General features: G+C 71.3%; 22 protein-coding genes and 1 tRNA gene. 20 read left to right on the top strand and 3 right to left on the bottom strand.

Features of this window, described 5'->3' with window-relative positions; translation table 11 throughout:
• Positions 1 to 97: 97 nt before the first annotated feature.
• From AC0L6F_RS04845 to AC0L6F_RS04830, 4 genes are all read left to right on the top strand, one after another.
• On the top strand, positions 98 to 931 hold the full coding sequence (locus AC0L6F_RS04845; RefSeq protein WP_473539361.1) for a DUF3097 domain-containing protein: 834 nt from the start codon (positions 98 to 100) through the stop codon (positions 929 to 931).
• Between the two features lie 69 nt (positions 932 to 1,000).
• Positions 1,001 to 1,714: a tRNA (guanosine(46)-N7)-methyltransferase TrmB gene (gene trmB, locus AC0L6F_RS04840; protein ID WP_473539954.1), complete on the top strand. Its 714-nt coding sequence runs from the start codon at positions 1,001 to 1,003 to the stop codon at positions 1,712 to 1,714.
• Positions 1,715 to 1,753: 39 nt separating this feature from the next.
• Positions 1,754 to 1,829, top strand: a tRNA-Arg gene (locus AC0L6F_RS04835).
• Between the two features lie 90 nt (positions 1,830 to 1,919).
• A complete protein-coding gene (locus AC0L6F_RS04830) occupies positions 1,920 to 3,176 on the top strand; it encodes an MFS transporter (protein ID WP_274637912.1) in 1,257 nt (418 codons plus the stop codon).
• A gap of 258 nt (positions 3,177 to 3,434) precedes the next feature.
• Here AC0L6F_RS04830 and AC0L6F_RS04825 read toward each other — a convergent pair whose 3' ends face one another.
• Positions 3,435 to 3,998, bottom strand: coding sequence for an NADPH-dependent FMN reductase (locus AC0L6F_RS04825; protein ID WP_473539360.1), 564 nt, complete (start codon positions 3,996 to 3,998; stop codon positions 3,435 to 3,437).
• A 273-nt stretch (positions 3,999 to 4,271) separates the two neighbouring features.
• Between AC0L6F_RS04825 and AC0L6F_RS04820 the strand changes: the two genes are divergently transcribed.
• From AC0L6F_RS04820 to AC0L6F_RS04775, 10 genes are all read left to right on the top strand, one after another.
• Complete coding sequence (locus tag AC0L6F_RS04820; protein ID WP_473539359.1) at positions 4,272 to 5,852, top strand: HNH endonuclease signature motif containing protein; 1,581 nt, start codon at positions 4,272 to 4,274, stop codon at positions 5,850 to 5,852.
• 68 nt (positions 5,853 to 5,920) lie between these two features.
• Positions 5,921 to 7,585, top strand: coding sequence for an arginine--tRNA ligase (gene argS, locus AC0L6F_RS04815; RefSeq protein ID WP_473539358.1), 1,665 nt, complete (start codon positions 5,921 to 5,923; stop codon positions 7,583 to 7,585).
• A gap of 36 nt (positions 7,586 to 7,621) precedes the next feature.
• Positions 7,622 to 8,614, top strand: a complete 993-nt coding sequence (locus AC0L6F_RS04810) for an LmeA family phospholipid-binding protein (RefSeq protein WP_473539357.1) — start codon at positions 7,622 to 7,624, stop codon at positions 8,612 to 8,614.
• Positions 8,615 to 8,769: 155 nt separating this feature from the next.
• Positions 8,770 to 10,179 (top strand): diaminopimelate decarboxylase, encoded by a 1,410-nt coding sequence (lysA, locus tag AC0L6F_RS04805; protein WP_473539953.1) that lies wholly within the window; start codon positions 8,770 to 8,772, stop codon positions 10,177 to 10,179.
• Positions 10,176 to 11,507: a homoserine dehydrogenase gene (locus AC0L6F_RS04800; RefSeq protein WP_473539356.1), complete on the top strand. Its 1,332-nt coding sequence runs from the start codon at positions 10,176 to 10,178 to the stop codon at positions 11,505 to 11,507. The genes lysA and AC0L6F_RS04800 overlap by 4 nt, the downstream gene beginning before the upstream one ends.
• A gap of 2 nt (positions 11,508 to 11,509) precedes the next feature.
• Entirely contained in the window at positions 11,510 to 12,598 is a 1,089-nt protein-coding gene (gene thrC, locus AC0L6F_RS04795; RefSeq protein WP_473539355.1) for a threonine synthase, read from the top strand.
• Positions 12,595 to 13,569, top strand: a complete 975-nt coding sequence (gene thrB, locus AC0L6F_RS04790) for a homoserine kinase (protein ID WP_473539354.1) — start codon at positions 12,595 to 12,597, stop codon at positions 13,567 to 13,569. The genes thrC and thrB overlap by 4 nt, the downstream gene beginning before the upstream one ends.
• A 192-nt stretch (positions 13,570 to 13,761) precedes the next feature.
• Positions 13,762 to 15,612: a transcription termination factor Rho gene (gene rho / locus AC0L6F_RS04785; protein ID WP_473539353.1), complete on the top strand. Its 1,851-nt coding sequence runs from the start codon at positions 13,762 to 13,764 to the stop codon at positions 15,610 to 15,612.
• A 24-nt stretch (positions 15,613 to 15,636) separates the two neighbouring features.
• Positions 15,637 to 16,719: a peptide chain release factor 1 gene (gene prfA, locus AC0L6F_RS04780; protein ID WP_259613167.1), complete on the top strand. Its 1,083-nt coding sequence runs from the start codon at positions 15,637 to 15,639 to the stop codon at positions 16,717 to 16,719.
• A gap of 26 nt (positions 16,720 to 16,745) precedes the next feature.
• Entirely contained in the window at positions 16,746 to 17,147 is a 402-nt protein-coding gene (locus AC0L6F_RS04775) for a hypothetical protein (RefSeq protein WP_473539352.1), read from the top strand.
• 7 nt (positions 17,148 to 17,154) lie between these two features.
• Here AC0L6F_RS04775 and epsC read toward each other — a convergent pair whose 3' ends face one another.
• A complete protein-coding gene (epsC, locus tag AC0L6F_RS04770) occupies positions 17,155 to 17,724 on the bottom strand; it encodes a serine O-acetyltransferase EpsC (RefSeq protein WP_274637920.1) in 570 nt (189 codons plus the stop codon).
• A gap of 1 nt (position 17,725) precedes the next feature.
• A complete protein-coding gene (gene cysK, locus AC0L6F_RS04765) occupies positions 17,726 to 18,664 on the bottom strand; it encodes a cysteine synthase A (RefSeq protein ID WP_473539351.1) in 939 nt (312 codons plus the stop codon).
• Between the two features lie 188 nt (positions 18,665 to 18,852).
• On the opposite strand from cysK, the gene AC0L6F_RS04760 reads away from it, so the two are divergent.
• From AC0L6F_RS04760 to AC0L6F_RS04735, 6 genes are read left to right on the top strand one after another with little or no spacing between them, the layout of a single operon-like run.
• A complete protein-coding gene (locus AC0L6F_RS04760; RefSeq protein ID WP_473539350.1) occupies positions 18,853 to 20,004 on the top strand; it encodes an ABC transporter substrate-binding protein in 1,152 nt (383 codons plus the stop codon).
• A gap of 7 nt (positions 20,005 to 20,011) precedes the next feature.
• The gene (locus AC0L6F_RS04755) at positions 20,012 to 21,829 is read left to right on the top strand and encodes an ABC transporter permease (protein WP_473539349.1); all 1,818 of its coding nucleotides are present in this window, start codon (positions 20,012 to 20,014) and stop codon (positions 21,827 to 21,829) included.
• Entirely contained in the window at positions 21,826 to 22,683 is an 858-nt protein-coding gene (locus AC0L6F_RS04750) for an ABC transporter ATP-binding protein (RefSeq protein ID WP_473539348.1), read from the top strand. The genes AC0L6F_RS04755 and AC0L6F_RS04750 overlap by 4 nt, the downstream gene beginning before the upstream one ends.
• Positions 22,680 to 23,402: an ABC transporter ATP-binding protein gene (locus tag AC0L6F_RS04745; RefSeq protein ID WP_274637925.1), complete on the top strand. Its 723-nt coding sequence runs from the start codon at positions 22,680 to 22,682 to the stop codon at positions 23,400 to 23,402. Before AC0L6F_RS04750 ends, AC0L6F_RS04745 begins: the two co-directional genes overlap by 4 nt.
• Positions 23,399 to 24,442, top strand: a complete 1,044-nt coding sequence (locus AC0L6F_RS04740) for a putative FMN-dependent luciferase-like monooxygenase (RefSeq protein ID WP_473539346.1) — start codon at positions 23,399 to 23,401, stop codon at positions 24,440 to 24,442. Before AC0L6F_RS04745 ends, AC0L6F_RS04740 begins: the two co-directional genes overlap by 4 nt.
• Positions 24,439 to 25,038 (top strand): CMD domain protein, encoded by a 600-nt coding sequence (locus AC0L6F_RS04735; protein ID WP_274637927.1) that lies wholly within the window; start codon positions 24,439 to 24,441, stop codon positions 25,036 to 25,038. Before AC0L6F_RS04740 ends, AC0L6F_RS04735 begins: the two co-directional genes overlap by 4 nt.
• Position 25,039 lies beyond the last annotated feature (1 nt).

Below are 25,039 nucleotides of genomic sequence, written 5' to 3'. Positions count from 1 at the left end.
GCGAGTCTATTCAGACTGTGCGACGCTGCGGTAGAGGGCGCGTCGCTTCGCCGCTGCGGCCCCCGATCCGGATAGGCTCGCCGATTCGGGAGGCGACATGGACGACCGCTACGGAGCCGATGTGCTGGCCGGCGGATGGCGTCGGCATTTCCAGCGCGAGCTGCCGCGCGTGGAGGCGGTCCGCGACACCGTCGTGGAAGTCGCCGAGGACGGGTTCTGCGGTGCGGTGGTGTCGCTGTCCGGCGGGCTCGCCGAGCTGGAGGACCGCCACGGCCGCCGCCGCGTGTTCCCGCTGGGACCGGGCTTCCTCGTCGACGGGGAGCCGGTGATCCTGACTGCGCCGACGGCGACGCCGTCGAGCGGACCTCGACGCACGGCATCCGGTTCGTTCGTCGCGGGGAACGAGCGCGCACGGGTCGCGCGCGCCAGCCGCATCTTCGTGGAGGGGCGGCACGACGCCGAGCTGGTCGAGAAGGTCTGGGGCGACGACCTGCGCGCCGAAGGCGTGGTGGTCGAGTACCTGCAGGGCGTCGACCTGCTCGATGCCGCGCTGCGCGAGGACCCGCCCTCGCCGGCGCGCCGCTACGGCGTGCTCGTGGATCACCTCGTGCGCGGTTCGAAGGAGTCGCGCATCGCCGAGGCGATCGAGCGCGGCCCGCACGGCGCGCATCTGCGCATCGTCGGGCATCCGTTCGTGGATGTCTGGCAGTGCGTGACCCCGGCCGCCCTCGGGATCGCCGCCTGGCCGCAGATTCCGCGCGGGATCGAATGGAAGGTCGGCGTCTGCCGGGCCTTCGGGTGGCCGGCCGACGACCAGGCCGACATCGCCAGGGCCTGGCAGCACATCCTGTCCAAGGTCCACTCGTTCCGCGATCTGGAACCGGCGCTGCTGGGTCGGGTGGAGGAGCTCATCGACTTCGTCACCGCATGACGCCACCGCGTGACGACGCCGTGTGACCGTGCGGGATCGGGCGCCGCATACCCTTGAGGCGTGTCTGACATGGAACCGCGCACCTACCGCGAGAAGCCGGTCTCGTTCGTGCGCCGCGGCGGGCGGATGAGCGACGGGCAGGAGCGCGCGTGGACCGAGCTGTCGCCCCGCTACCTGCTGCCGGTGCCGCGCGACGCGGCCGCGACCAGTGTGGCGCCGGACGCGCGCATCGACCCCGCCCAGGTGTACGGACGCTCGGCCCCCTTGATCGTGGAGATCGGATCGGGCCAGGGGCACGCGATCGTGCATGCCGCCGCGGCGCGCCCCGAGGTGGACTTCCTCGCGGTGGAGGTGTTCACCGCGGGCCTGGCCCGCACCATGCGCGACGCGGACGTCGCCGGGGTCGACAACCTGCGCCTGGTCGAGGCGAACGCGCCCGAAGTGCTGCGGCATCTGCTGCCCCCGGCATCCGTCGACGAGCTGTGGATCTTCTTCCCGGACCCGTGGCACAAGAAGCGGCACACCAAGCGGCGCCTCGTCACCGCCGAGTTCGCCGGCATCGCCGCCGTATCGCTGCGCGTCGGCGGGACGCTGCGGCTGGCCACCGACTGGGAGGACTACGCCCGGCAGATGGTGGTCGTGATGGATGCCGCACCCGGCTTCCGTCGTGCGTTCGAGGGGGACTGGGCGGCGCGTTTCGACGGCCGGGTGATGACCGCGTTCGAGCGGAAGGGGCTCGCGCGGGGCCGCGACATCCGCGACCTCGCGTACCTGCGCGCGTGACGGGAGGGCGCGTTCCGCACTGATAGTCTTGACCGGTGCGCCTCCGTAGCTCAGGGGATAGAGCGTTGGTTTCCGGTACCAAAGGTCGCAGGTTCGATTCCTGTCGGGGGCACCATCCGCAGAGCCGGTCCGTTCGGACCGGCTCTTGCTCACTCAGTGAGCGGCAGCGGTCCGCGGCATCCCGCACCCCTGCCACGATGGGGCGGTGACCGTTCCCGCCTCCGCCCCGAAGTTCGGCGTCCTTCGCAGCTGGAAGACCGCGCCCTATCTGGTCGGCGCGGGCATGGCGATGATGGGCGACAACATCGAGCACGTCATCACCTACCTGGTGCTGTGGAACACGTTCCACTCGCCGGTGCTGGTCGGGTTCCAGCTGGTCAGCCACTGGCTGCCGTTCCTGCTGCTGTCGGTGTACGCCGGGAGTCTGGCCGAGCGGTTCGACTGCCGGCGGATCATCCAGGTCGCCCAGGTGCTGTTCATGCTGGTGTCGCTGTGCTGGGGCATCCTGTTCCTCACGGGCACGCTGCAGCTGTGGGAGGCCTGCGTGCTCCTGGTCGTGCACGGCCTGGCCGGATGCCTGTGGGGACCGGCCGAGCAGATGATGCTGTACGACTTCGCCGGCCGCGAGCAGCTGCCGTCCGCGGTGCGGATCAACGCGACCTTCCGCAGCCTCGGGATCCTGTTCGGACCCGTGGTCGGCTCGGTGCTCCTGCTGCTGCTCGGGCCCACCGGCGGCATCTTCTTCAACATCGTGTTCTACCTTCCGCTGACGATCTTCCTCATGCGCACCCCGTTCACCGGACACACCCGGTCGGCCAGCCCGGCGAGCGGGCGGGTGTCGCTGTGGGCCTCGTTCCGGGTGCTGGGAACGGTGCGCCGCAATCACGTCATCACCGGAATGCTGATCCTGGCCGCGCTCGCATCGGTGACCATCGGCGCGGTGCTGCAGACCGCGATGCCGGTCTTCGGCGCCCGGTTGACGCCGGTGGGAACCGACGGCGAGCTCGTCTACGGCGCGCTGCTGTTCGCCCTGGGCATCGGCGGGGTGCTCGGCGGATTCTTCCTCGAGGCCAGCGGATGGTTCCGACCCACCCCGACCACTGCGGTGGTCAGCGCGGTGGCGTTCGGCGGCTTCGCCGTGCTCTTCGCCTTCACCGGCTCGATGATCGTGGCCGTGGTGGCCCTGGTGCTGACCGGAGTCGCCCAGATCACGGCCACCTCGACCGGGCAGGCGCTCGTGCAGCTCGAGGCGCCGCCGGGCGAGCGCGGCCGGGTCCTGGGCGCCTATAGCATGTTCGGCCCCGGCATGCAGACCTTCAGCGGCGTGACGGTGGGAGTCGTGGGGAGCCTGGTGGGCATCCCGCTCACGGTGATCATCGGCGGCTCGGTGCTCGTGGCCGGAGCCGCGCTGACCGGCCTGTACATGTCCCGCGGCCGACGAGCCGCGGGCGCGCTCGGCTGATGCGGCGCCGCTGAGGCTGACGCGGCGCGGGACCGGGCTGTGGCAGAGCCGCTCGGGCTGACGCGGATGTCGGCGACGCGGATGTCGGCGACGCGGAGGGTATCGGCGACGCGGAGGGTATCGGCGAGACCGGGGATTCGCGTCGAGACCGAGTGCGATCTGCTCGGTCTCGCGGCGGATCCCCGGTTTCGGCGAGAGCGGATGCCGCTTCCGACCGGCGAGAGTGGATGCCGCCGCCGACCGGCCCGCGGCGCCCGGTCAGCTGCGCAGCGTGCGCAGCGCCCCGTCCAGGGCTGAGATCTCGTCGAGCTGTGCGCGCAGCATCCGTTCGTTGCTCTCCGTGGGCTCGAATTGGCCGTCGTCATTCAGGTGCTGTGCCGCCCACGCGAGTTCGACGTTCGCGCTGGTGGGGACCAGCCCCAGCGCCTGCTGCACCGGGCGCAGCGCGACCACGCCGCGGGTGCCGCCCGAGATCCCGCCGTAGCTCACGGTGCCCACGGGCTTGCGTCGCCACTCCTGGTGCAGATGGTCCAGCGCGTTCTTCAGGCTGGGCGCATAGCTGTAGTTGTACTCCGGCTGGACGAAGATGAACGCGTCGGCGGTGTCCACGCGCGCGCTCCACGCCTTGGTCGTCTCGTGCGTGTACTGCCGCAGCCGAGGATGATTCGGCTCGTCCATCAGCGGCAGGGCGATCTCCTTGAGATCGGCCCAGTCCAGCTCGAAACGCGCGTCCTGATCCGCCTCCCGGCGCACCCACTGGGCGATCGGCAGTCCGATGCGCCCCTCCCGGATGCTGGCGACGACGATCATGAGTCGGATCATTGCTCTCCCTTCCGGCATCCATTCAACTCGCCCTCGGGGAGCGGCGCGGACCGAGGATGCCGCGTTCCGGCGGTTCGCGCGCATCAAATATTCGAGAATGAGTGATCTGAGGGACGGGATGCTGCCTGCCCGGCCGTCGATGGACGCCGTCCGCGATCCCTTTTGCAAAAAGGGAGACAAAGGTATTGTGACGCGTAGAGAGATTCGATACTATGGAGGTAGCGAATCAGCGATCCAGTCAGCAGTGGTCCAACGAGCCGAGAGGGGAACCAGATGTCATCATCGTCTGCGGGCCGGTCTGCGGTGCTGTCGGAGTTGGACGAGATCATCGATCATCTGGCCGGGTCGCGGGAGCGGGCTGCATCCGCGTTCGCGGCGGAGATGTTCTTCTTCGAGCGGGTCGCGGGGGTGGTCGAAGAGCGGGAGCGGGAACGCGCCGTCCGGGACGGGAACGGGGCGGTCACCTGCTCGTCGCAGTTGGGGATGCGGGAGGTGTACGCCGAGGTCGCGGCCGCGTTGCGGCTCAGTGAGTGGCAGGTGGCGCGGAAGGTGTCACAGGCGTGGAGCCTGACCCACCGGTTCTACGAGACGCTGTGCGAGGCCAGCGACGGCCGGATCTGGCCGGAGCATGCGACGTTGATCGCGGAGACCGGTGCGGTGATCGAGGACGATCAGGTGCGCCGTCAGTACGAGGCGGTCGCTTTGGACATGGCGGGGGAGATGACCCCGGCACAGCTGCGGCCGGCGCTGTCCGGGCTGGTGTCCCGGCTGGACCCGGAAGGCACCCAGCAGCGGGTCCGGGACGCCGTGAAACGCCGGAGGGTGACGGTGCGGGAGCTGGAGCCGGGGCTTGCCCGGATCACCGCGGACCTGCCCACCGTCCAAGGTGTCGGGATCGTGAACCGGCTGCAGGAGATGGCCGATCAGCTGTACGAACAGAACGCCGCCGACCGCGCCCAAGCCCAAGCCCAAGCCGCGGCTGCGGCCGCCGATGCGAACGCGGATCCGAACGCCGGGGCAGACCCGAACAGCGACCGTGCCGACGCCGATGCGAACGCGGATGCAGACCTGAACAGCGACCGTGCCGACGCCGACGCCGACGCCGACGCGGACGCCGACGCCGACGCGGACACGGACTCGGGCGGCGTCGCGGACGGCGGCAGCGATGATGCCGAGTCTGAGGAGGCCGGGTCTGGGGAGGCCGGGTCTGGGGAGCTGGTGTTCGATGAGCGGACGCGGTCGCAGATCATGGCGGACGTGTTCAGCGACCTGCTGCTGACCAACATCCCCGACGGGCACGGCACCACCGAACAGGCCAGAGAGAACCTCGGGGCGATCACCGGAACCGTGCAGGTCACGATCCCGGCCCGCACCCTCACCGGGCAGACCGCCGGCGGGGCGACCGTGACCGGGTTCGGGGCGATCGATGACGAGGTCGCCCGGGACCTGGCCGGGGCGGCCCGGGCGTGGACCCGGGTGTTCACCGACCCGTGCACCGGGATCCCGACCAGTGTGGCCCGGTACCGGCCCTCGAAGCGACAGCGGCTGTTGTTGCGGGTGCGGGATGAGCACTGCCGGTTCCCCGGCTGCCGCCGCCCCGCCCACAAATGCGATGTGGACCACACCCTCGCGTACGCCGAGGGCGGGCAGACGTGTCTGTGCAACCTGGCCCACCTGTGCAAACGGCACCACACCCTGAAGCACGAGACCGACTGGGTCGTCATCCAGCTGCCCGGCGGGATCCTGGAATGGACCGCACCCACCGGCCGCACCCACCACACCAGACCACCCGGCACCGTCAGATTCCAACCCATCGCTGCCCACGCCCTCGCCCGCGACCCCGCACCCTTCTGACGCGTCCCATTCTGACTCGGTCCCTTCCGAGGGGTTCCGCAGGCGCCGGACCGTAGAATCGATGACCTATGGATCCCGCAGCCCTCTCCGCCGCCCTGCTCGATGTCATCCGCCCGCTCGCGCAGGCGCGACGAGCCGGGTCCGTCGACGACCTCACGGCGGATGATCTGCCGCTCGATCGCCCGAAGAACCGCGACCACGGCGACTGGGCCTCCAACGCCGCGATGAAGCTCGCCAAGCGGTTCGAAGCCAACCCGCGCGAGCTGGCGGCACAGATCGCCGACGGCCTGCGCACCGTGGACGGCATCGCATCGGTGGAGGTGGCCGGTCCCGGCTTCATCAACATCCGGCTGGATGCCGCGGCCGCCGGTGCGCTCGCGAAGACCATCGTGGACGCGGGCCCCGCCTACGGCACGAACGACTCTCAGCGCGGCCTGTCGGTGAACGTCGAATTCGTCAGCGCCAACCCGACCGGACCGCTGCACATCGCGCACACGAGATGGGCGGCCCTCGGCGACTCGATCGTGCGGCTGCTGCAGGCCAGCGGGGCGCACGCGGCGCGCGAGTACTACATCAACGACGCCGGCGTGCAGATGGAACGCTTCGCCGACTCGGTGCTGGCCGCCGCCCGCGGCGATGCCACGCCCGAGGGCGGGTACCCCGGCGCGTACATCACCACGCTCGCGCAGCGCGTGCTCGCCGCGCGCCCCGATCTGCTCGATCTGCCGCCGGAGGAACAGCTCGAGGTGGCGCGCGAGCTCGGCTACGAGTACCAGCTCGGCGAGATCCGCGGCTCGCTGGAGCGGTTCAACGTCCCATTCGACATCTGGTTCTCTGAGCGCACCATGCACGTGAAGGATGCCGACGGGCTCAGCCTCATCGACCGCGCGGTGGAGCGGCTGCGCGAGCAGGGGCACGTGTTCGAGCAGGACGGCGCGGTCTGGGTGCGCACAACCGACTTCGGCGACGACAAGGACCGCGTCATCCGCCGTTCGAACGGCGAGTACACCTACTTCGCCGCCGATGCCGCCTACTACCTGGACAAGGGCGACCGCGGCTTCACCGAGCGGATCTACCTGCTCGGCGCCGATCACCACGGCTACATCGGACGGCTCAAGGCCCTGGCCGGTGCCGCCGGCGATGACCCGGACACCAGCATCCAGGTCCTCATCGGGCAGATGGTCTCGATCAACGGCGCACGGCTGAGCAAGCGGGCCGGCAACATCATCGAGATGGACGACCTGATGAACTGGCTCGGCACCGACGCGCTGCGCTACTCGCTGGAGCGCTCGCCCGCCGATTCCCCCCTCGACCTGGATCCCGAGGTGCTGCAGAAGCGCACCAACGACAACCCGGTGTTCTACGTGCAGTACGCGCACGCGCGCACGCACAACGTCGGCCGTCATGCGGCCGACAGCGGCGTGGACCGCGGCCGGTTCGCCCCGGCGACGCTCACGCACGAGACCGAGTCGGCCCTGCTGGGCGCCCTGCAGGAGTTCCCGCGGATCGTGGCGTTCGCCGCCGAGGTGCGCGAGCCGCACCGGATCGCCCGGTACCTGGAAGAGCTGGCCGGGCTCTACCACCGCTGGTACGACAACTGCCGGGTCATCCCGCTGGGCGACGGCGCGGTCGAGCCGGTGCATCACACCCGGCTGTGGCTGAACGACGCGACCGGGCAGGTGCTGCGCAACGGCCTGGGCCTGCTGGGCGTGAGTGCGCCGGAGCGCATGTAGACAGCCCATGTGAAAGGGCAGAGGAGGCGAGAGCAGATGGATGATCGACAGCCGGCGGATCCGACCGAGCCGCTGAACATCCCGCCGCGCCCGCCGCTTCCGGATGCCGTCACCGCCCCGATCGCGGGGCAGAGCGCGCCGGAACGAGCGGCACCCGTCGAGCCGGAGGCGACGACGCTGCCCCTGCCGGTGGTGCCACCGCAGACCATGGCGAATCCGGGCTACGCGCCGGCGGCATCTGCGCCCGTGCCGCCCCGGCCGAAGCGCCGCCGGCGCGGCCTGCGCGTCGCCGTGGGGCTGAGCATCACCGTGGTGGTGCTGGCGGTCCTGGCCGGCGTCGGCTGGTTCGCCGGCAACGCCTGGGCGAAGAACCTCGTCGTCGATCAGGTCACCAGCCGCACGCAGGAGGCGCTCGGCGTGGCCTCGGACCACCCGGTGGACGTGCAGGTGACCGAGCCGATGCTGCCGCAGCTGATCACCGGCGCGCTGGACGAGCTGACCGTCACCGTCCCGGACGCGCCGCTGGGCAAGACCACCGGCACGGTGACGGTGCACGCGACCGGCGTGCCGGTCAGCGGCGACGCGCCCGCCCGCAGCGCGGACGCGTCCGTGAAGCTCGCCCCGGACGCGATCGCGAAGCTCGCCGGCGACCTGGGGCGCACCGTTCCGGGGTCGTTGAAGGTCGACGGCGGAAACGTGGTCGTGCAGCTGGACCCCTCGCAGTTCCTGTCCGGCGTCTCATTCGGACTGACGCTGAAGCCCTCGGCGAAGGACGGCCAGCTCGTCCTCACCCCGGTCGCGTTCGACGTCGGCGGGGCGTCGATGTCGGCCGACACGATCCGTGCGCGGTTCGGCTCGCTGGCCGACGGCATCCTCGCACCGCGCCAGGTGTGCGTGGCGTCCGCGTTCCCGAGCGGTCTGACCCTGTCGAAGATCGCCGTCGACTCCGCCGCGGTCACCGCCGACTTCGCCGTGGACCCGCGCATCCTCTCCGACCCGGCGCTGCAGAAGCCGGGAAAGTGCCCGTGAGTCCCCGCGCAACGCAGAAGGGCGCCCGCGCCCGGTGCCATAGACTGCTGGCAACACCCGGTGAATGCGTCTGCGCGCCGCTTCAGGCACGCGGAGCGACCGGAGAATCCGTTCCGGAACCCCCGCGCCGAAGCATCCACTGATTGGTCCCCGCCTTGTCCGCCTCGCACTCCTCCGCCGCCGCACCGGAATGGCTGGCCGTTCCCGACGACGCGAATGCGCTCGCGGCCGGGATCTGGCCGGCCTCGGCCGCCCGCGACGCCGACGGCGAGCTGCGCATCGGCGGTGTCGGCGTGCAGCAGCTGCGCGCCGTCCACGGCACCCCGCTGTACGTCGTGGACGAGGACGAGGTGCGCACCCACGCGCGACGAACCCTCGCCGCCTTCACCGCGGCGGCCGCATCGCACGGCACTCGCGCCCGGGTCTACTACGCCGGCAAGGCGTTCCTGTGCACCGAGGTCGTCCGCTGGGTCACCGCGGAAGGACTGGCGGTCGACGTGTGCAGCGGGGGAGAGCTCGAGGTCGCCCTGGCCGCCGGCGCCGACCCGGCCCGGATCGGGTTCCACGGCAACAACAAGAGCGTCGCCGAGCTGGAGCGCGCCGTGACGGCGGGCGTGGGCACGATCATCGTGGACAGCCTGATCGAGGTGGAGCGCCTGGCGGCGGTGGCCGCCCGACACGATGTGGTCCAGCCCGTCCTGGTGCGCGTCAACAGCGGCGTGCACGCCGAGACGCACGACTTCCTGGCCACCGCGCACGAGGACCAGAAGTTCGGGTTCGCGATGGATGACGCGCCCGTCGTCGTCGCCCGCATCCGCGAGCTGTCCGCCCTGGACCTGCTCGGTCTGCACTGCCACATCGGCTCGCAGATCTTCGGCGCCGCCGGCTTCGCCTCCTCGGCCGCGCGCCTGGTCGAGCTGCACGCGCGCCTGCGCGAGGACGGGGAGCTGCCCCTGCTCAACCTCGGCGGCGGCTTCGGCATCGCCTACACCGCCGCCGACACCCCGGAGCCGATCGAGCAGCTCGCGGCCGGGATCGTGGACGCGGTCGCGCGCGAGTGCGCGGTCCGCGGCATCCCGATCCCAGACCTCGCATTCGAACCCGGCCGCGCCATCGTCGGCCAAGCCGGGGTCACGCTGTACGAGGTGGGCACGGTCAAGCCGGTCCGCCTGGACGCGGACCGGACCCGCACGTACGTGAGCGTGGACGGCGGGATGAGCGACAACCCCCGCCCGGCGCTGTACGGCGCGCAGTACTCGGCGCGGATCGCGTCGCGGGTGGCGGATGCCGCACCCGCCCTGGTGCGCGTGGTGGGCAAGCACTGCGAATCCGGTGACATCGTCGTCGATCACGAATACCTGCCGGGCGACGTCACGCCCGGAGACCTGCTGGCCGTGCCGGCGACCGGGGCGTACTGCTTCTCGCTGGCCAGCAGCTACAACGACCTGCCGCGACCCGCCGTGGTCGCCGTGCGCGCGGGCCAGGCCCGCGTGATCGTGCGCGGGGAGACGATCGCCGACATCCTCAGCCGGGATGTCGGGGTCGCATCGGAAGGGACTGCATGATCGACTACCGCCGCCTCCGCGTCGCGCTCCTGGGAGCGGGCGCGGTCGGATCACAGGTCGCGCACCTGCTGCACACGCACGCCGACGAGCTGGCCGACCGGGCCGGCGCCGCGCTCGAGCTGGCCGGCATCGCCGTGCGCGACGTGGATGCGCCGCGGGATGTCGAACTGCCCCGCGAGCTGCTGACCACCGACGCCGAGACGCTGATCGTCGGCAGCGACATCGTGATCGAGCTGATGGGCGGCATCGAGCCGGCCCGCGCGCACATCCAGCTCGCGCTGAACTCCGGTGCCGACGTGGTCACCGCGAACAAGGCGCTGCTGGCCACCCACGGCACCGAGATCTTCGACGCGGCCGACCAGGTCGGCGCGTCCGTGTACTACGAGGCGGCCGTCGCCGGCGCCATCCCCATCATCCGGCCGCTGCGCGATTCGCTGGCCGGTGACCGGGTCAACCGGATCATGGGCATCGTCAACGGCACCACGAACTACATCCTCGACCGGATGGACGGCGAGGGCGCCGAGATGGCCGAGGTGCTCGCCGACGCGCAGCGACTCGGCTACGCCGAGGCCGATCCCACCGCCGACGTGGAGGGCTACGACGCGGCGCAGAAGGCCGCCATCCTGGCCAGCCTCGCGTTCCACACCACGGTGCCGCTGGACGCGGTGCACCGCGAGGGGATCACCGGCATCACCAAGGGGATGATGGATGCCGCGCGGCACGCGGGGTACGTCATCAAGCTGCTAGCGGTGTGCGAGCGGCTGAGCGGCCGAGCGGATGTCGCGGACGGTGCAGAGGCCATCTCGGTCCGCGTCTACCCCGCCCTCGTCCCTCGCGATCACCCCCTGGCATCCGTGCACGGCGTGAACAACGCCGTGTTCGTGCAGGCCGAAGCCGCCGGCGATCTGATGTTCTACGGCGCCGGGGCGGGTGGGGTGCAGACCGCGTCCGCCGTCCTCGGCGATCTGGTCTCGGCGGCCCGGCGTCACATCGCCGGCGGCGCCGGGGTGGGCGAGTCGACCCGGGCCAACCTGCCCACCGTCGACATCGGCAAGGTGGTGACCCGCTACCAGGTCACCCTCGAGGTGGACGATCGCCCCGGCGTGCTCGCCCGGGTCGCCGGCATCCTGTCCGACGGGCGGGTCTCGATCGCCACCGTGGAACAGTCGATCGCCGAGCCCACCGGGCCGGACGAGGCGGGGTCGGCCCGCCTCGTGATCGGAACACACACAGCTGTCGAGCAGGACCTCAGCGAGACCGTCATGCGGCTCGCCGAGGACGACGTGGTCGAACGCGTCGTCTCGGTCCTGCGCGTGGAAGGAGACTGACAATGGCACACCTCTGGCGCGGAGTGCTCCGCGAATACGCCGACCGGCTCGGCGTCACCGACGCCTCGACGGTGGTCACCCTCGGCGAGGGCGGCACACCGCTGCTGCCGGCCCCGTCGCTGTCGCGTCGCACCGGCGCGGACGTCTGGGTGAAGTACGAGGGGATGAACCCCACCGGCTCGTTCAAGGACCGGGGCATGACCGTCGCGCTCTCTCGCGCCGTCGAGCGCGGCGCGAAGGCCGTGATCTGCGCCTCGACCGGGAACACCTCCGCGTCGGCGGCCGCGTACGCGGCACACGCGGGCATCACCGCGGCTGTCCTCGTTCCCGAGGGCAAGATCGCGATGGGCAAGCTGAGTCAGGCCGTCGCGCACAACGGCAGGCTCATCCAGGTGCGCGGCAACTTCGATGACTGCCTCGAGATCGCCCGCGAGCTGGCCGACAACTACCCGGTGCACCTGGTCAACTCGGTCAACCCCGACCGCATCGAGGGGCAGAAGACCGCCGCCTACGAGGTCGTCGAGGTGCTCGGCGACGCGCCCGACTTCCACTTCATCCCGGTCGGCAACGCGGGCAACTACACCGCCTACAGCCGTGGCTATCGCGAAGAGGCCGAGCGCGGCGTGGCCACCCGGGTGCCGCGCATGTTCGGGTTCCAGGCCGAGGGGTCGGCACCGATCGTCCGCGGCGAGGTGGTCACCGCGCCCGAGACCGTCGCCACGGCCATCCGCATCGGCAACCCGGCCTCGTGGCATCTCGCCCTGGAGGCGAGGGACGCCACGAACGGCTGGTTCGGGGCGATCGATGACACCCGCATCCTGGCCGCGCAGAAGCTGCTGGCCGCCGAGGTCGGCATCTTCGTCGAGCCGGCGTCGGCGATCAGCGTCGCCGGACTGCTGGACCGCGCCGAGGCCGGCGTCATCCCCGCGGGCGCCAAGGTCGTGCTCACCGTCACCGGGCACGGGCTGAAGGACCCGCAGTGGGCGCTGCGCAACGCGGACGGATCCGAGGTCACGCCCACGATCGTGGATGCCGAGACCCGTTCCGTCGCCGAGGTGCTCGCGCTGACGCCCGCGGAGGCGACCGCGTGAGAGCAGCCCCGTCCTCCCCGGTGGTGCCGGGACGCGCCGTCGCGGTGCGCGTCCCGGGCACCAGCGCGAATCTGGGGCCGGGGTTCGACACGCTCGGACTGGCACTGAGCGTGTACGACGAGCTGATCGTGCGCGCCCTGCCCGAGGGCGAGCTGCGCATCGAGGTCGAGGGCCCGGGGGCCGACGCCGTGCCGCGGGACGCGTCGAACCTGGTGGTCCGCGCGATCGCCTACGCGTTCGAGGCGGTCGGGCGTCGCATGCCCGGCATCGCGCTGACCACGCACATCGTGATCCCGCACGGCCGGGGACTGGGCTCGTCCGGTGCGGCTGTGGTCGCGGGGCTGCTGGCCGCGCAAGGGCTGCTGACCGGGGACGTCGAGTTCGGCCCGTCCCTGCTGCTGCGTCTGGCCACCGAGCTGGAGGGCCATCCGGACAACGTCGCGCCGGCCCTGTTCGGCGGACTGACGATCGCGTGGATGGATGAGAACGGTCCGCAGTTCAAGAAGCTGCTGGTCCACCGGGGCGTCTCGCCGCTCGTGTTCGTCCCCGAGTTCACGATGCCGACCAGCATCGCGCGCGAGCTGGCGCCGCTGCAGGTGCCGCGCGAGGACGCGGTGTTCAACGTCTCGCGCTCCGCGCTGCTGATCGCCGCCCTCACCCAGAGCCCCGAGCTGCTGCTGGCGGCCACCGACGACAAGCTGCATCAGAACTACCGGGCGCAGGCGATGCCGGCCACCGATCTGCTCGTGCGCGCGCTGCGCGCGGCCGGCTTCGCCGCGGTGCTGTCGGGGGCCGGGCCCAGCGTCCTGGTGCTGGCCGACGGACCCGGCCGCCGCCTCGAAGCGGCGCGGCTGGCGGCATCCGTCACGGACACGCCCTGGGAGCCGCTGATGCTCGCCGTCGACTTCAAGGGTGGTACAGTGAGAGAGCATATGGAGGATGCTCCGCAGCCTGCATCGCCCGCGAAGTAGGACCGCGAGAATCTCCACCTCCATCGCATTTCTGCGAACCCCCGCACTGCACCCGATGCCGACGTGAACGTCGTGTCCGGGCCCAGGAGGCCCGTACCCGGTCCATGACCCGGTCGAGGGGTTGCCGACGCGCGTCGATGACGGCGTCATGTGCGGTCATGCATATCCATTCGTTTTCACAAGGGAGTACTCGTGGAGTCCATCTCCGAGATCCACGCCGACGCATCCACCGCGCCGGCCGCCGACGCCGTCGAGCCCGCCAAGGCTCCGCGCAAGCGCGCCCCGCGCCGGGCCAAGTCCGACACCGCCGCACCGGCGACCGAGTCTGCTCCGGCCGTCGAGTCCGCTCCGGCCCCCGCGGTCGAGTCCGCTCCGGCCGCCACCGAGCAGGTGCCCGCCGAGGAGGCACCGGTCAAGAAGGCGCCCGCTCGCGGACGCCGCGCGTCCACCAAGAAGACCGCCGACGCCGAGGCGCCCGCCGAGGCCGGCACCGAGCAGACCAAGGCCGAGCCCGCCGGCACCGAGGCCGCCCCGGCCGAGCCGGCGAAGTCCGAGCCGGCGAAGTCCGAGCCCGCGAAGAGCGAGCCCGCGAAGTCGGAGTCGTCGGACAAGCCCGACACGTCGGACAAGGGCGACAAGTCCGAGAGCGAGCAGTCCGAGTCGGGTGAGCAGTCCGGCCGCAACCGCAACCGCAATCGGAACCGCAACCGGAACCGCAGCGGGAACGGCAGCGGCAGCGGCAACGGCGGCCAGCAGAACGCCTCGACCGACGACGACGACCAGTCCGGCGCCAACGCCCGCGGCCGTCAGCGCAACAAGCGGCGCGGTCAGCCCGGCGACGAGTTCGAGACCGAGATCAGCGAGGACGACGTCCTCATCCCGGTCGCCGGCATCCTCGACGTCCTGGACAACTACGCGTTCGTGCGCACCACCGGCTACCTGCCCGGCGCCACCGACGTGTACGTCTCGCTCGGCCAGGTGAAGAAGTACAACCTGCGCAAGGGCGACGCGATCGTCGGCGCCATCAAGCAGCCGCACGAGGGCGAGCAGTCCGGCCGGCAGAAGTATCACGCCCTGGTCAAGGTGGAGTCCGTCAACGGCCTGTCCGTCGAGGATGCTGCGGGCCGGGTCGAATTCGGCAAGCTGACGCCGCTGTACCCCCAGGAGCGCCTGCGCCTGGAGACCGCGCCGGAGAAGCTGACGCAGCGGATCATCGACCTGGTCGCCCCGATCGGCAAGGGCCAGCGCGGCCTGATCGTCGCCCCGCCCAAGGCCGGCAAGACGATCGTGCTGCAGCAGATCGCCAACGCCATCGCGACGAACAACCCCGAGGTGCACCTGATGGTCGTGCTCGTGGACGAGCGTCCCGAAGAGGTCACCGACATGCAGCGTACGGTCAAGGGCGAGGTCATCGCCTCGACCTTTGATCGTCCGGCCGAGGACCACACCACGGTGGCCGAGCTGGCGATCGAGCGCGCCAAGCGCCTGGTCGAGCTGGGTCGCGACGTGGTCGTGCTCCTGGACTCGATCACGCGCCTCGGCCGTGCGTACAACATCTCCGCGCCCACCAGCGGCCGGGTGCTCACCGGCGGGGTCGACGCCTCGGCGCTCTACCCGCCCAAGCGCTTCTTCGGCGCCGCCCGCAACATCGAGAACGGCGGATCGCTCACGATCCTGGCCACCGCGCTGGTGGAGACCGGCTCGAAGATGGACGACGTCATCTTCGAGGAGTTCAAGGGCACCGGCAACAGCGAGCTGCGGCTGAGCCGCCAGCTGGCCGACAAGCGGATCTTCCCGGCGGTGGACGTGAACGCGTCCAGCACCCGCCGCGAGGAGATGCTGCTGAACCCGGACGAGGTCAAGATCACCTGGAAGCTGCGCCGCGCCCTGGCGGGCCTGGACCCGCAGCAGGCCCTGGAGGTGGTGCTGGGCAAGCTCAAGGAGACGCAGTCCAACGTCGAGTTCCTCGTGCAGATGCAGAAGTCGATCCCGGCCCCCACGGCCGGCGGCCACAGCCACGGGCACGAGAACAGCATCCGCTGAGGCGCGTCCGTGTCCGAACCCGTCATGTTCGAGTCGGTCAAGGCGCTGATCGATGAGCACCGGGCCGTCCAGGAGGAGCTGAGCGACCCGGCGGTGCACGCCGACGCGGTCCGCGCGAAGCGGGTCAACCGCCGCTACGCCGAGTTGTCGAAGATCGTCGCCGCGCACGACGCGTGGCGCACGGCATCCGATGATCTGGACGCGGCCCGCGAACTGGCGAAGGAAGACGACGCGTTCGCGGCCGAGGTGCCGGGGCTGGAAGAGCAGCGGGCCGCCGCGCAGGAGCGGCTGCGGCGACTGCTGATCCCGCGCGACCCGGACGACGCCCGCGACGTGATCATGGAGATCAAGGCGGGGGAGGGCGGTGCCGAATCGGCGCTGTTCGCCGCCGACCTGCTGCGCATGTACCTGCAGTATGCGGCCTCGAAGGGCTGGAAGACCGAGCTGCTGGAGCGCAACGACTCCGACCTGGGCGGCTACAAGGACGTCCAGGTCGCGATCAAGGGCTCCGGGACCGATCCGGCGCAGGGCGTGTGGGCGCACCTGAAGTACGAGGGCGGTGTGCACCGCGTGCAGCGCGTGCCCGCCACCGAGTCGCAGGGGCGCATCCACACCTCCACCACCGGGGTGCTCGTCTTCCCCGAGGTCGACGCGCCGGACGAGATCGAGATCAGCCAGAACGACCTGAAGATCGACGTGTACCGCTCCAGCGGACCCGGCGGGCAATCGGTGAACACCACCGACTCGGCGGTGCGCATCACCCACGTCCCGACCGGGATCGTCGTCTCGATGCAGAACGAGAAGAGCCAGCTGCAGAACCGCGAAGCGGGCATGCGCGTGCTGCGGGCGCGGCTGCTGGCCCGGCAGCAGGAGGAGCTGGCCGCCGCGGCATCCGACGCCCGCCACTCGCAGATCCGCGGCATGGACCGGTCCGAGCGCATCCGCACCTACAACTTCCCGGAGAATCGGATCGCCGACCACCGCACCGGGTACAAGGCGTACAACCTCGATCAGGTGATGGACGGGGCGCTCGAGCCGATCATCGACTCCTGCATCGCCGCAGACGAGGAAGCACGGCTGGCGGCCCTGGCCGACGGCGAGGCGTGAGACCACCGCGCCGCTAGGCTCGGGCCATGATCACCTTCCTCATCCGTGCGCTCATCTTCCTGGTCTCGGCGGCGCTGGGGCTGATCGTGGCCGACCTCGTCCTCCCCGGATTCGTCCTGCACTGGAACGACTGGTGGGGCTTCGTCCTGGCGATCGTGATCTTCGCGATCCTGCAGAGCATCCTCGCCCCGTGGCTGGTGAAGATCTCCCGCCGGCACGCGCCGGCGCTCCTGGGCGGCATCGGCCTGGTCTCGACCTTCGTGGCACTGCTGATCGCCGTGCTGCTGCCGGCCGCCGGCATCGGCATCGACGGCCCTGCGGCGTGGATCTTCGGCACCCTGATCGTCTGGGTGGTCACGGCCCTTGCCACCTTGCTGCTGCCCGGGCTGTTCCTGAAGAAGCGGATCGCCGCCCGGCGGGACGGCTGAGCCGGTCTCAGATGTAGTACTCGGGCGCCGACAGCAGCGCGCGGGTCTGCTCGCCGTCGCGGCGCGGCCGGGGCTTTGCCGGGATCCCGACGAGGATGCTGTCGGCCGGGGCATCCTTCGTGACCACGGCATTCGCTCCGATCACGCAGCCCTCGCCGATCGTGATGGGACCGAGCACCTTGGCGCCGGCGCCGATCGCCACCCCCGCGCCGATGGTCGGATGCCGCTTGCCGCCCTCGCGCTGCCGGCCGCCCAGCGTCACGCCGTGGTAGATCAGCACATCGTCGCCGACCTCGGCGGTCTCGCCGATCACCACCCCCGCGCCGTGGTCGATGAACACGCGCCGGCCCAGGACCGCGCCGGGATGGATCTCGATGCCCGTGAGCCAGCGCGTGAGCTGCGACCCGGCCCGGGCCGCGAACCGGATCCTCCGGCGCCACAGCGCGTGCCAGGCCCGGTGCGCCCAGACCGCGTGCAGCCCCGGATACAGCATCGCGATCTCGACCGCGCTGCGCGCGGCCGGGTCGCGCAGCCGTGCGGCGGCGAGGTCCTCGCGGATCCGGCCGATGACAGCCATCTCAGTCCTCGCGCAGATCCTCGAACAGGGCGGTGGACAGGTATCGCTCGCCGGTGTCCGGCACGATGACAACGATGTTCTTGCCCGCGCTCTCCGGGCGCGCGGCGATCTGCAGCGCCGCCCACACCGCGGCGCCGGCCGACATCCCGGCCAGGATCCCCTCCTGGGCCGCGAGCTCGCGGGACACCCGCAGCGCATCCTCGAACTCGACGCCGATCACCTCGTCGTACACCTCGGTGTCCAGCACCGGGGGAACGAAGTTCGGGCCGATGCCCTGGATCTTGGCCGGGCCGGCGTGGCCCTCGCCCAGCAGCGGCGAGGCGGACGGCTCGACGGCGACCACCTTCACGCCCGGGCGGCGCTCCTTGAGCACCTGCCCGACGCCGGTGATCGTGCCGCCCGTGCCGACGCCGGCCACGAACACGTCGACCTCGCCGTCGGTGTCGCGCCAGATCTCCTCGGCGGTCGTCGTGCGATGGATCTGCGCGTTCGCGGGGCTGGAGAACTGCTGGGCGAGGATGCTGCCGGGCGTTTCGGCCACGATCCTCTCCGCCTCGGCGAGGGCGCCGGTCATGCCCTTGTGCGGGTCGGTGAGGACGATCTCGGCGCCGAACGCCTTGAGCAGGATGCGCCGCTCCTTCGACATGGACGCCGGCATGGTCAGCACGACGCGGTAGCCGCGTGCGGCGCCCACCAGCGCCAGGGCGATGCCGGTGTTGCCGCTGGTGGACTCCACGATCGTGCCGCCGGGCGCCAGCGCGCCCGCCTTCTCGGCCGCGTCGACCAGGGCGATGCCCAGACGGTCCTTCACGCTCGAGCCCGGGTTGAAGTACTCGAGCTTGGCCAGCACAGTGGCCTGCAGCCCATCGGTGAGGCGATTCAGCCGCACCAGCGGGGTCTGGCCGAACGCCGTGGTGATGTCGTTGTGGATGCCGGCCATCGGGCTGCCTCTCAGTCGGTACGTGCGGGGTCCGTACGTGCGGGATGGGTACGTGTGGCACTCAGCCTAGAGCGGCCGGGCCGCGTCCGCGGCGCATGTGTCGGACGGCCGCCGTCACATTGCGTCACTGAAAGTCACACGTCGACACGCGCGCCGAGGCGGCCCGACGTCGGCCTATCGTCGGCGGCATGCCCCGAATCATCTCCCGCATCGCGCTGACCGGCGCCAGCATCCTCGCCCTCGGCGCCCTCGCCGGCTGCAGCCTCTCGGCCCAGGCGACCGGCGCGAACACGACCTCCGACACCGTCACCTTCGGCGTGTCCGCGCCGCTGACCGGCGAACTGGCCGACTACGGGCGCCTGTGGAAGGAAGGGTTCGCCGTGGCCCTGGACGAGATCAACGCCGCCGGGGGAGTGGACGGCAAGCAGGTGCGGCTGGAGTGGGAGGACAGCCAGTCCGACCCGAAGCAGTCCACCGCGATCGCGCAGAAGTTCGTCGCCGACAACGACATCATCGCCGAGCTCGGCGACTTCTCCTCCAACGCGTCCATCGCGGCCAGCGCCATCTACACCGCCGGCAAGCTCGTCCAGTTCGGCTTCACCAACTCCAACCCCGACTTCACCCTCAAGGGCAGCAAGTACCAGTGGAGCACCTCGCTGACGCAGGACTTCTTCCAGGACTGGAACGCGAAGACCGTGCGCAAGTATGCCAAGAAGGTGGCCGTGGTCTACCAGGAGACCGACTGGGGCAAGAGCGCGTACGGCTTCTTCACGGACGCCGCCGCCAAGGACGGGCTGGACATCGTCTCGTCGGCGGCATTCCAGCCGGACGGCACGGACTTCCGGCCGATCCTGATCCAGGCCCGGGACGCGCATCCGGATGCCGTGGTGCACATCGGGTACGGGCCGGACGGCGCACTGGTGGCCAACCAGCTGCGCGCCGTCGGCTTCGACGGACCGTTCTTCGGCGGGCAGAACGTGCCCGAGTTCACCCAGAGCGCGGCCAAGTCCGCCGAGGGCGACATCATCTCGGGCGCGTTCGTGGCCGATGACCCGAGCCCGGCCGTGCAGAAGTTCGTGGCCGCGTTCGAGAAGAAGTGGGACGGCGAGGTGCCCGGCGACTTCTCGGTGTACGCGTACGACGCGCTGACCACCATCGTGCAGGCCGCGCGCACCGGCGGGGCCACCCGTGAAGGCGTGCTGAAGGGCCTCACCGAGTCCACCACGTTCCCCAGCATCCAGTGGGGCGAGTTCTCGTTCGACACGCAGACCCGGCGCCCGGACAGCCCCTCGCTGAAGGAGCTCATCCTCAAGGACGGCTCGTTCGTCCTCAACGAGTGACCGGCCCATGCTCGACACCTTCATCGCCGGCCTGCTGCACGGCAACGCGTACGCCCTGGTGGCGATCGGGATCTCCCTGATCTTCGGGGTGACGAACGTGGTGAACTTCGCGCACATGTCCGTGTTCGGACTCGGCGCGATGCTCGCCTGGTTCTTCGTCGTCCAGCTCGCCTGGCCGTTCCCGCTCGCCCTGGTCGCGGTGCTGGCCCTCACCGGCCTGCTGGGGGTGCTGATAAACATCACCGTGGTCCGTCCGCTGGCCCGCTATCTGCCGATCGCCGCGCTGCTGGCGACCTATGCGGCCGCACAGATCCTGGACAGCCTGTCGCAGTGGGGCTTCGGACCGCGGGTGCGACCCTTCCCGGACGTGCTGCCCACCGGCAACCTGCAGCTGGGCGGGCTGCGGCTGGGCACCTCCGACGTCGTCATGTTCGCGATCACGATCGTGGTGATGGCGGGGCTGGCGGCCTACCTGAAGTTCGGCCGCAACGGCCGGGCGATCCGGGCCACCGCGCAGGACCCGGATGCCGCGCTGCAGATGGGCATCCCGGTCGGGCGGATCCAGAACCTGTCGTTCTTCATCGCCTCGGCCCTGGGCGGACTCGCGGGTGTGTTCGTGGCGCTGTACACCTCCACGGTCTCGCCGACCATGGGCACCACGCAGGGGCTGACCGCGTTCGTGGCCGCGACCCTGGGGGGTCTGGGCTCGATCCCGGGTGCGGTGATCGGCGGATTCGTGCTCGGCGTCGGCGAGGCGTTCGCGGTGTCCTGGTTCGGCGACGGCGTGCACGACATCATCACGTTCACGGTGCTCATCCTCGTGCTGCTGATCCGCCCGGGCGGGATCCTCGGCCGCACCCCGGCGATCCCGGCCGAGCCGCTGACCGGCACCTTCCTCGGGCGCGGCCGACCCATCCGGCTGCCGGTGTGGGCGGTGGTGGCGGCGATCGTGGCCGGCGGCGTGCTGATGCCGCTGTTCGGCGACCGCTATCTGCTCACCGTCGGCGCGCAGGTGGCCGTCTATGCGCTGATCGCCGTCGCCTTCACGGTGACCACCGGCCAGGCCGGGGTGATCGCGCTCGGGCAGGCCGGGCCGATCGCCGTGGGCGCGTACACGTCCGCGCTGCTGACCATGAGCCTGGGCTGGTCGTTCTGGGCGGCGCTGCCGATCGGCGGCCTGGTCGCCGCCGTCGTGGCGTCGGTGCTGTCGGCGGCGCTGTGGCGGGTCAAGGGGCATTACATCTCGATCGCCACGCTGGGGCTGGGCATCGTCACCGTCGCCCTGATCCGGGTCGCCGAGCCGATCACCGGCGGCGTCTACGGGCTCTACGGCATCCCGGCGCCGACGATCGGCTCGCTCAGTCTGAACACCCCGCTCGCGTCCTACCTCATCTCGGTGGTCCTGCTGCTGGTCACGCTGCTGGTGGTCACCCGCCTGCGCCGCTCGCACCTCGGCCGGGTGATCTCGGCGACCGGCTCGGATGAGACGGCGGTACTGGCCTCGGGCGTGCGCGGCCGGGACTACAAGGCGCTCGCATTCGCGGTCTCGGCGTTCTTCGCCGGGATCGGCGGCGTGCTGCTGGCCTACCAGTACACGTACATCGACCCCGACGTGTTCTCCCTGAACATGTCGCTGCTCGTGCTGACGATCGTCGTGCTGGGCGGGGTGAACGCGCCGTTCGGCGCCGTCCTCGGCTCGATCGTGCTCATCGGCGCGATGGAGGTGCTGCGCATCGCCCCGGAGGCGCGCGTCATCCTCTACGGCCTCGCGGTGATCCTCGTGGTCCGGTTCCGTCCCGGGGGATTGTGGGTGAGGAGCGCATGAGCGCGCGCACGCCGCTGCTGGCGGCATCCGGTCTGCACCGCCGGTTCGCCGGCGTCCAGGCCGTCGACGACGTGAGCCTGCAGGTGGATCGGGGCGAGGTCGTCTCGATCATCGGACCCAACGGGTCGGGCAAGACCACCACGCTGAACCTGATCGCCGGCACGCTCCGACCCGACGCCGGCCAGATCGAGCTGGACGGCCGGCGCATCGACGGGAAGGGGCCGGCCGCGATCGCCGATGCGGGGATCGCGCGCACGTTCCAGAACGGCCGGGTCTTCGGCGCGCTGTCGGTGCGCGACAACGTCGAGGTCGGCCTGCACTCCACCCTCACCGCGACCCGGCCGTTCCGCCGGCTGTCCACCGTGTTCGGGCTGCGCTGGATCGCGCTGGTGGCCGAGCTCGTCATTGCCCTGGTGCCGACGCCGGCGGCACGCCGGGAGCAGGAGCGGATGTCGGCCGCCGTCGACGCCGAACTCGGCCGCTTCGGGTCGCGCCTGCAGCCGCGGGCCGACGACTTCGCCTACACCCTGTCGTACGCCAACCGGCGCCGCACCGAGATCGCCCGTGCCCTGGCGCTGCAGCCGACGCTCCTGGTGCTGGATGAGCCGACGGCCGGGATGAACCAGAGCGAGACCGCCGAAGTGCTCGAGCAGCTGCTCGAGCTGAAGGCGCAGGGGCAGACCATGCTGCTGGTGGAGCACAAGATCGATCTGGTCATGACCCTGTCGGATCGGGTCATCGTGATGGACGGCGGCCGGGTCGTGGCATCCGGTTCGCCCGACGACGTGCGCCGGGAACCGGCGGTCATCGAGGCCTACCTCGGCCGACGGCGCGAGCGGAAGGGCGTCGCATGAACGCGCTGCTGAGCCTGGATGCGGTCGACGTGTACTACGGCGCGTTCCACGCCCTGCGCGGGGTGAGCCTGGATGTCGGCGAGGGCGAGATCGTGAGTCTTCTGGGCGGCAACGCCTCGGGCAAGTCCACCACGATGAAGACGATCCTCGGGCTGAACCGGGTGCGTGCCGGCACCATCGCGTTCGACGGGCGGCCGATCACCACCCTGCCCACGCCCGCCCGGATCGCCGCCGGGATCGCGTCCGTGCCCGAGTCGCGCCGCATCTTCCCGGAGATGACGGTCGACGAGAACCTGCTGGCCGGCGCCTACACCCGGCGCGACCGCGACGGGATCGCCGCCGACGTGGAGCGGATGCGCGTGCATTTCCCGCGGCTGGCCGAGCGGCGCCGCCAGCACGCCGGCACACTCTCCGGCGGTGAGCAGCAGATGCTCGCGTTCGCCCGCGCGCTGATGAGCCGGCCGCGGCTGATCTGCATGGACGAGCCCACCATGGGGCTGTCGCCGAAGCTCGTCGACCAGGTGCTGGACGAGATCGTGCGGCTGAACGCCGAACTCGGCGTGGCGGTGCTGCTGGTCGAGCAGCAGGCCGAGCTGGCCCTGTCGATCGCCGAGCGCGGCTACGTGCTGGCCACCGGCGAGATCGCCCTGGCCGGCCCGGCCGACGCGCTGCTGGACGACCCGCACATCCAAGAGGCCTACCTCGGGAGGAACAGATGACACATACCGACCGTCAGCGACTGGGGTTCTTCACCCGGGTCCTCGAGGACGCGCCCGCCGCGGATCGCTACCGCTTCGCGGTGGAGCAGATCGCAGCGGCCGAGCGCGTCGGCTACGACACCGCCTGGGTGGCCCAGCACCACTTCCACCGCGACGAGGGCGGGCTGCCCTCGCCGTTCGTGCTGCTCGGCTACGCCGCCGCCCTCACACGCCGGATCACGCTCGGCACCGGCATCGTCACGCTCCCGCTGGACCACCCCCTGCGGGTGGCGGAGGATGCCGCGGTGCTGGCACGGCTGTCCGGCGGCCGGTTCGAACTCGGCGTGGGCAGCGGCGGCACGCCCAGCGCGTTCGCACCGTTCGATCAGGATCCGGGGAAGCGTCCTGCGATCTACCAGGATCATCTGCGCCGGCTGGACGAGGCGCTGGCCGGGGCCACGCTGACCGCGGACGGCGGCGCCCTCTACCCGGCGGCGCCCGAGCTGCGCGCCACGCTGTGGGAGGCGACGTTCTCCGCCTCCGGCGCGGCGCGGATCGGCGCGGCCGGCCACGGGCTCATGCTCTCGCGCACCCAGCCCCGCACCGACGGCGAGCCGGACCTGTCCACCGTGCAGGCCCCGATCGTCCAGGCGTACCGCGAGGCGCTGCCCCCCGGCATCCGTCCTCGCGTCTTCGCCTCGCGCAGTGTGTTCGTCACCGACGACCGGGTCACCGCACGGGCCCTGGCCGAACGCGGGCTCGAGCGGGCGCTGCCGTATGCGCTGCGCAGCGGGGTGGAGATCCCGTCCGGGGCGACCACCGCGCAGGCGCTGGCCATCCTGGACGTGCACATCGGCACGCCGGACGAGGTGATCGCGCAGCTGGCGTCGGACGCGGTGCTGCGGGAGGCGAGCGACATCGTCTTCCAGGCGCATCCGGTCGATCCCGCGCACGAGCTGGTGGTGCGATCGATCCAGCTGATCGCCGGCACCGTCGCGCCCGCCCTCGGCTGGGCGCCGGCCGGCGCGCGCGCCGCCGCACCGGTGGGAGGACGCGGATGAGCGCCGGGACAGACGCGCCGGATGTGATCGACGCGCTCGCCGGGATCGGTGCGGGATCCGACGCCGACGCGCTGCGACGGGCTCGGCCCGCCGCGCGGGAGAACGCCCAGCTCGCGCACACCGCGCTGTTCGCCCCCACCGACGCGAGCCGGATGTCGGTGATCGAGCGACACGCCATCGCGGCGTGGACCGCCGCCCTCGCCGGGGCGGCCGCGACGGCGGAGCCGCACCGCCGGGCACTGGCCGAGGCCGCCCCGGACGTGGATGCCGCGCTCGAGACCGCGCTGCCGGAGGCGGCCGCCATCGGCCCGTACGGCGCGTATCCGCCCGGTCCGCTCAGCATCGAGGACGAGGACGGTCCGCACTGGACCGCGTCCGCGCCGCTGCGCGCGGCGGTCGGCGGGCGGTTGGCCGCCGCGCTGGAGCACGCGCATCTGCTGACCTATCGGCCGCGGGATGCCGATCGCGCGGCACTGGGACGGCTCGGCGAGGCCGGGTGGTCCGACACCGGCATCGTCACGCTCTCGCAGCTCGTCTCGTTCGTCCACTTCCAGCTGCGCGTGGTCGCCGGCCTGCGTGCCCTCCAGGAGGCCTGAC

Source organism: Microbacterium sp. G2-16M, assembly GCF_055809115.1.
This window is presented reverse-complemented; position numbering and strand designations above follow the sequence as displayed.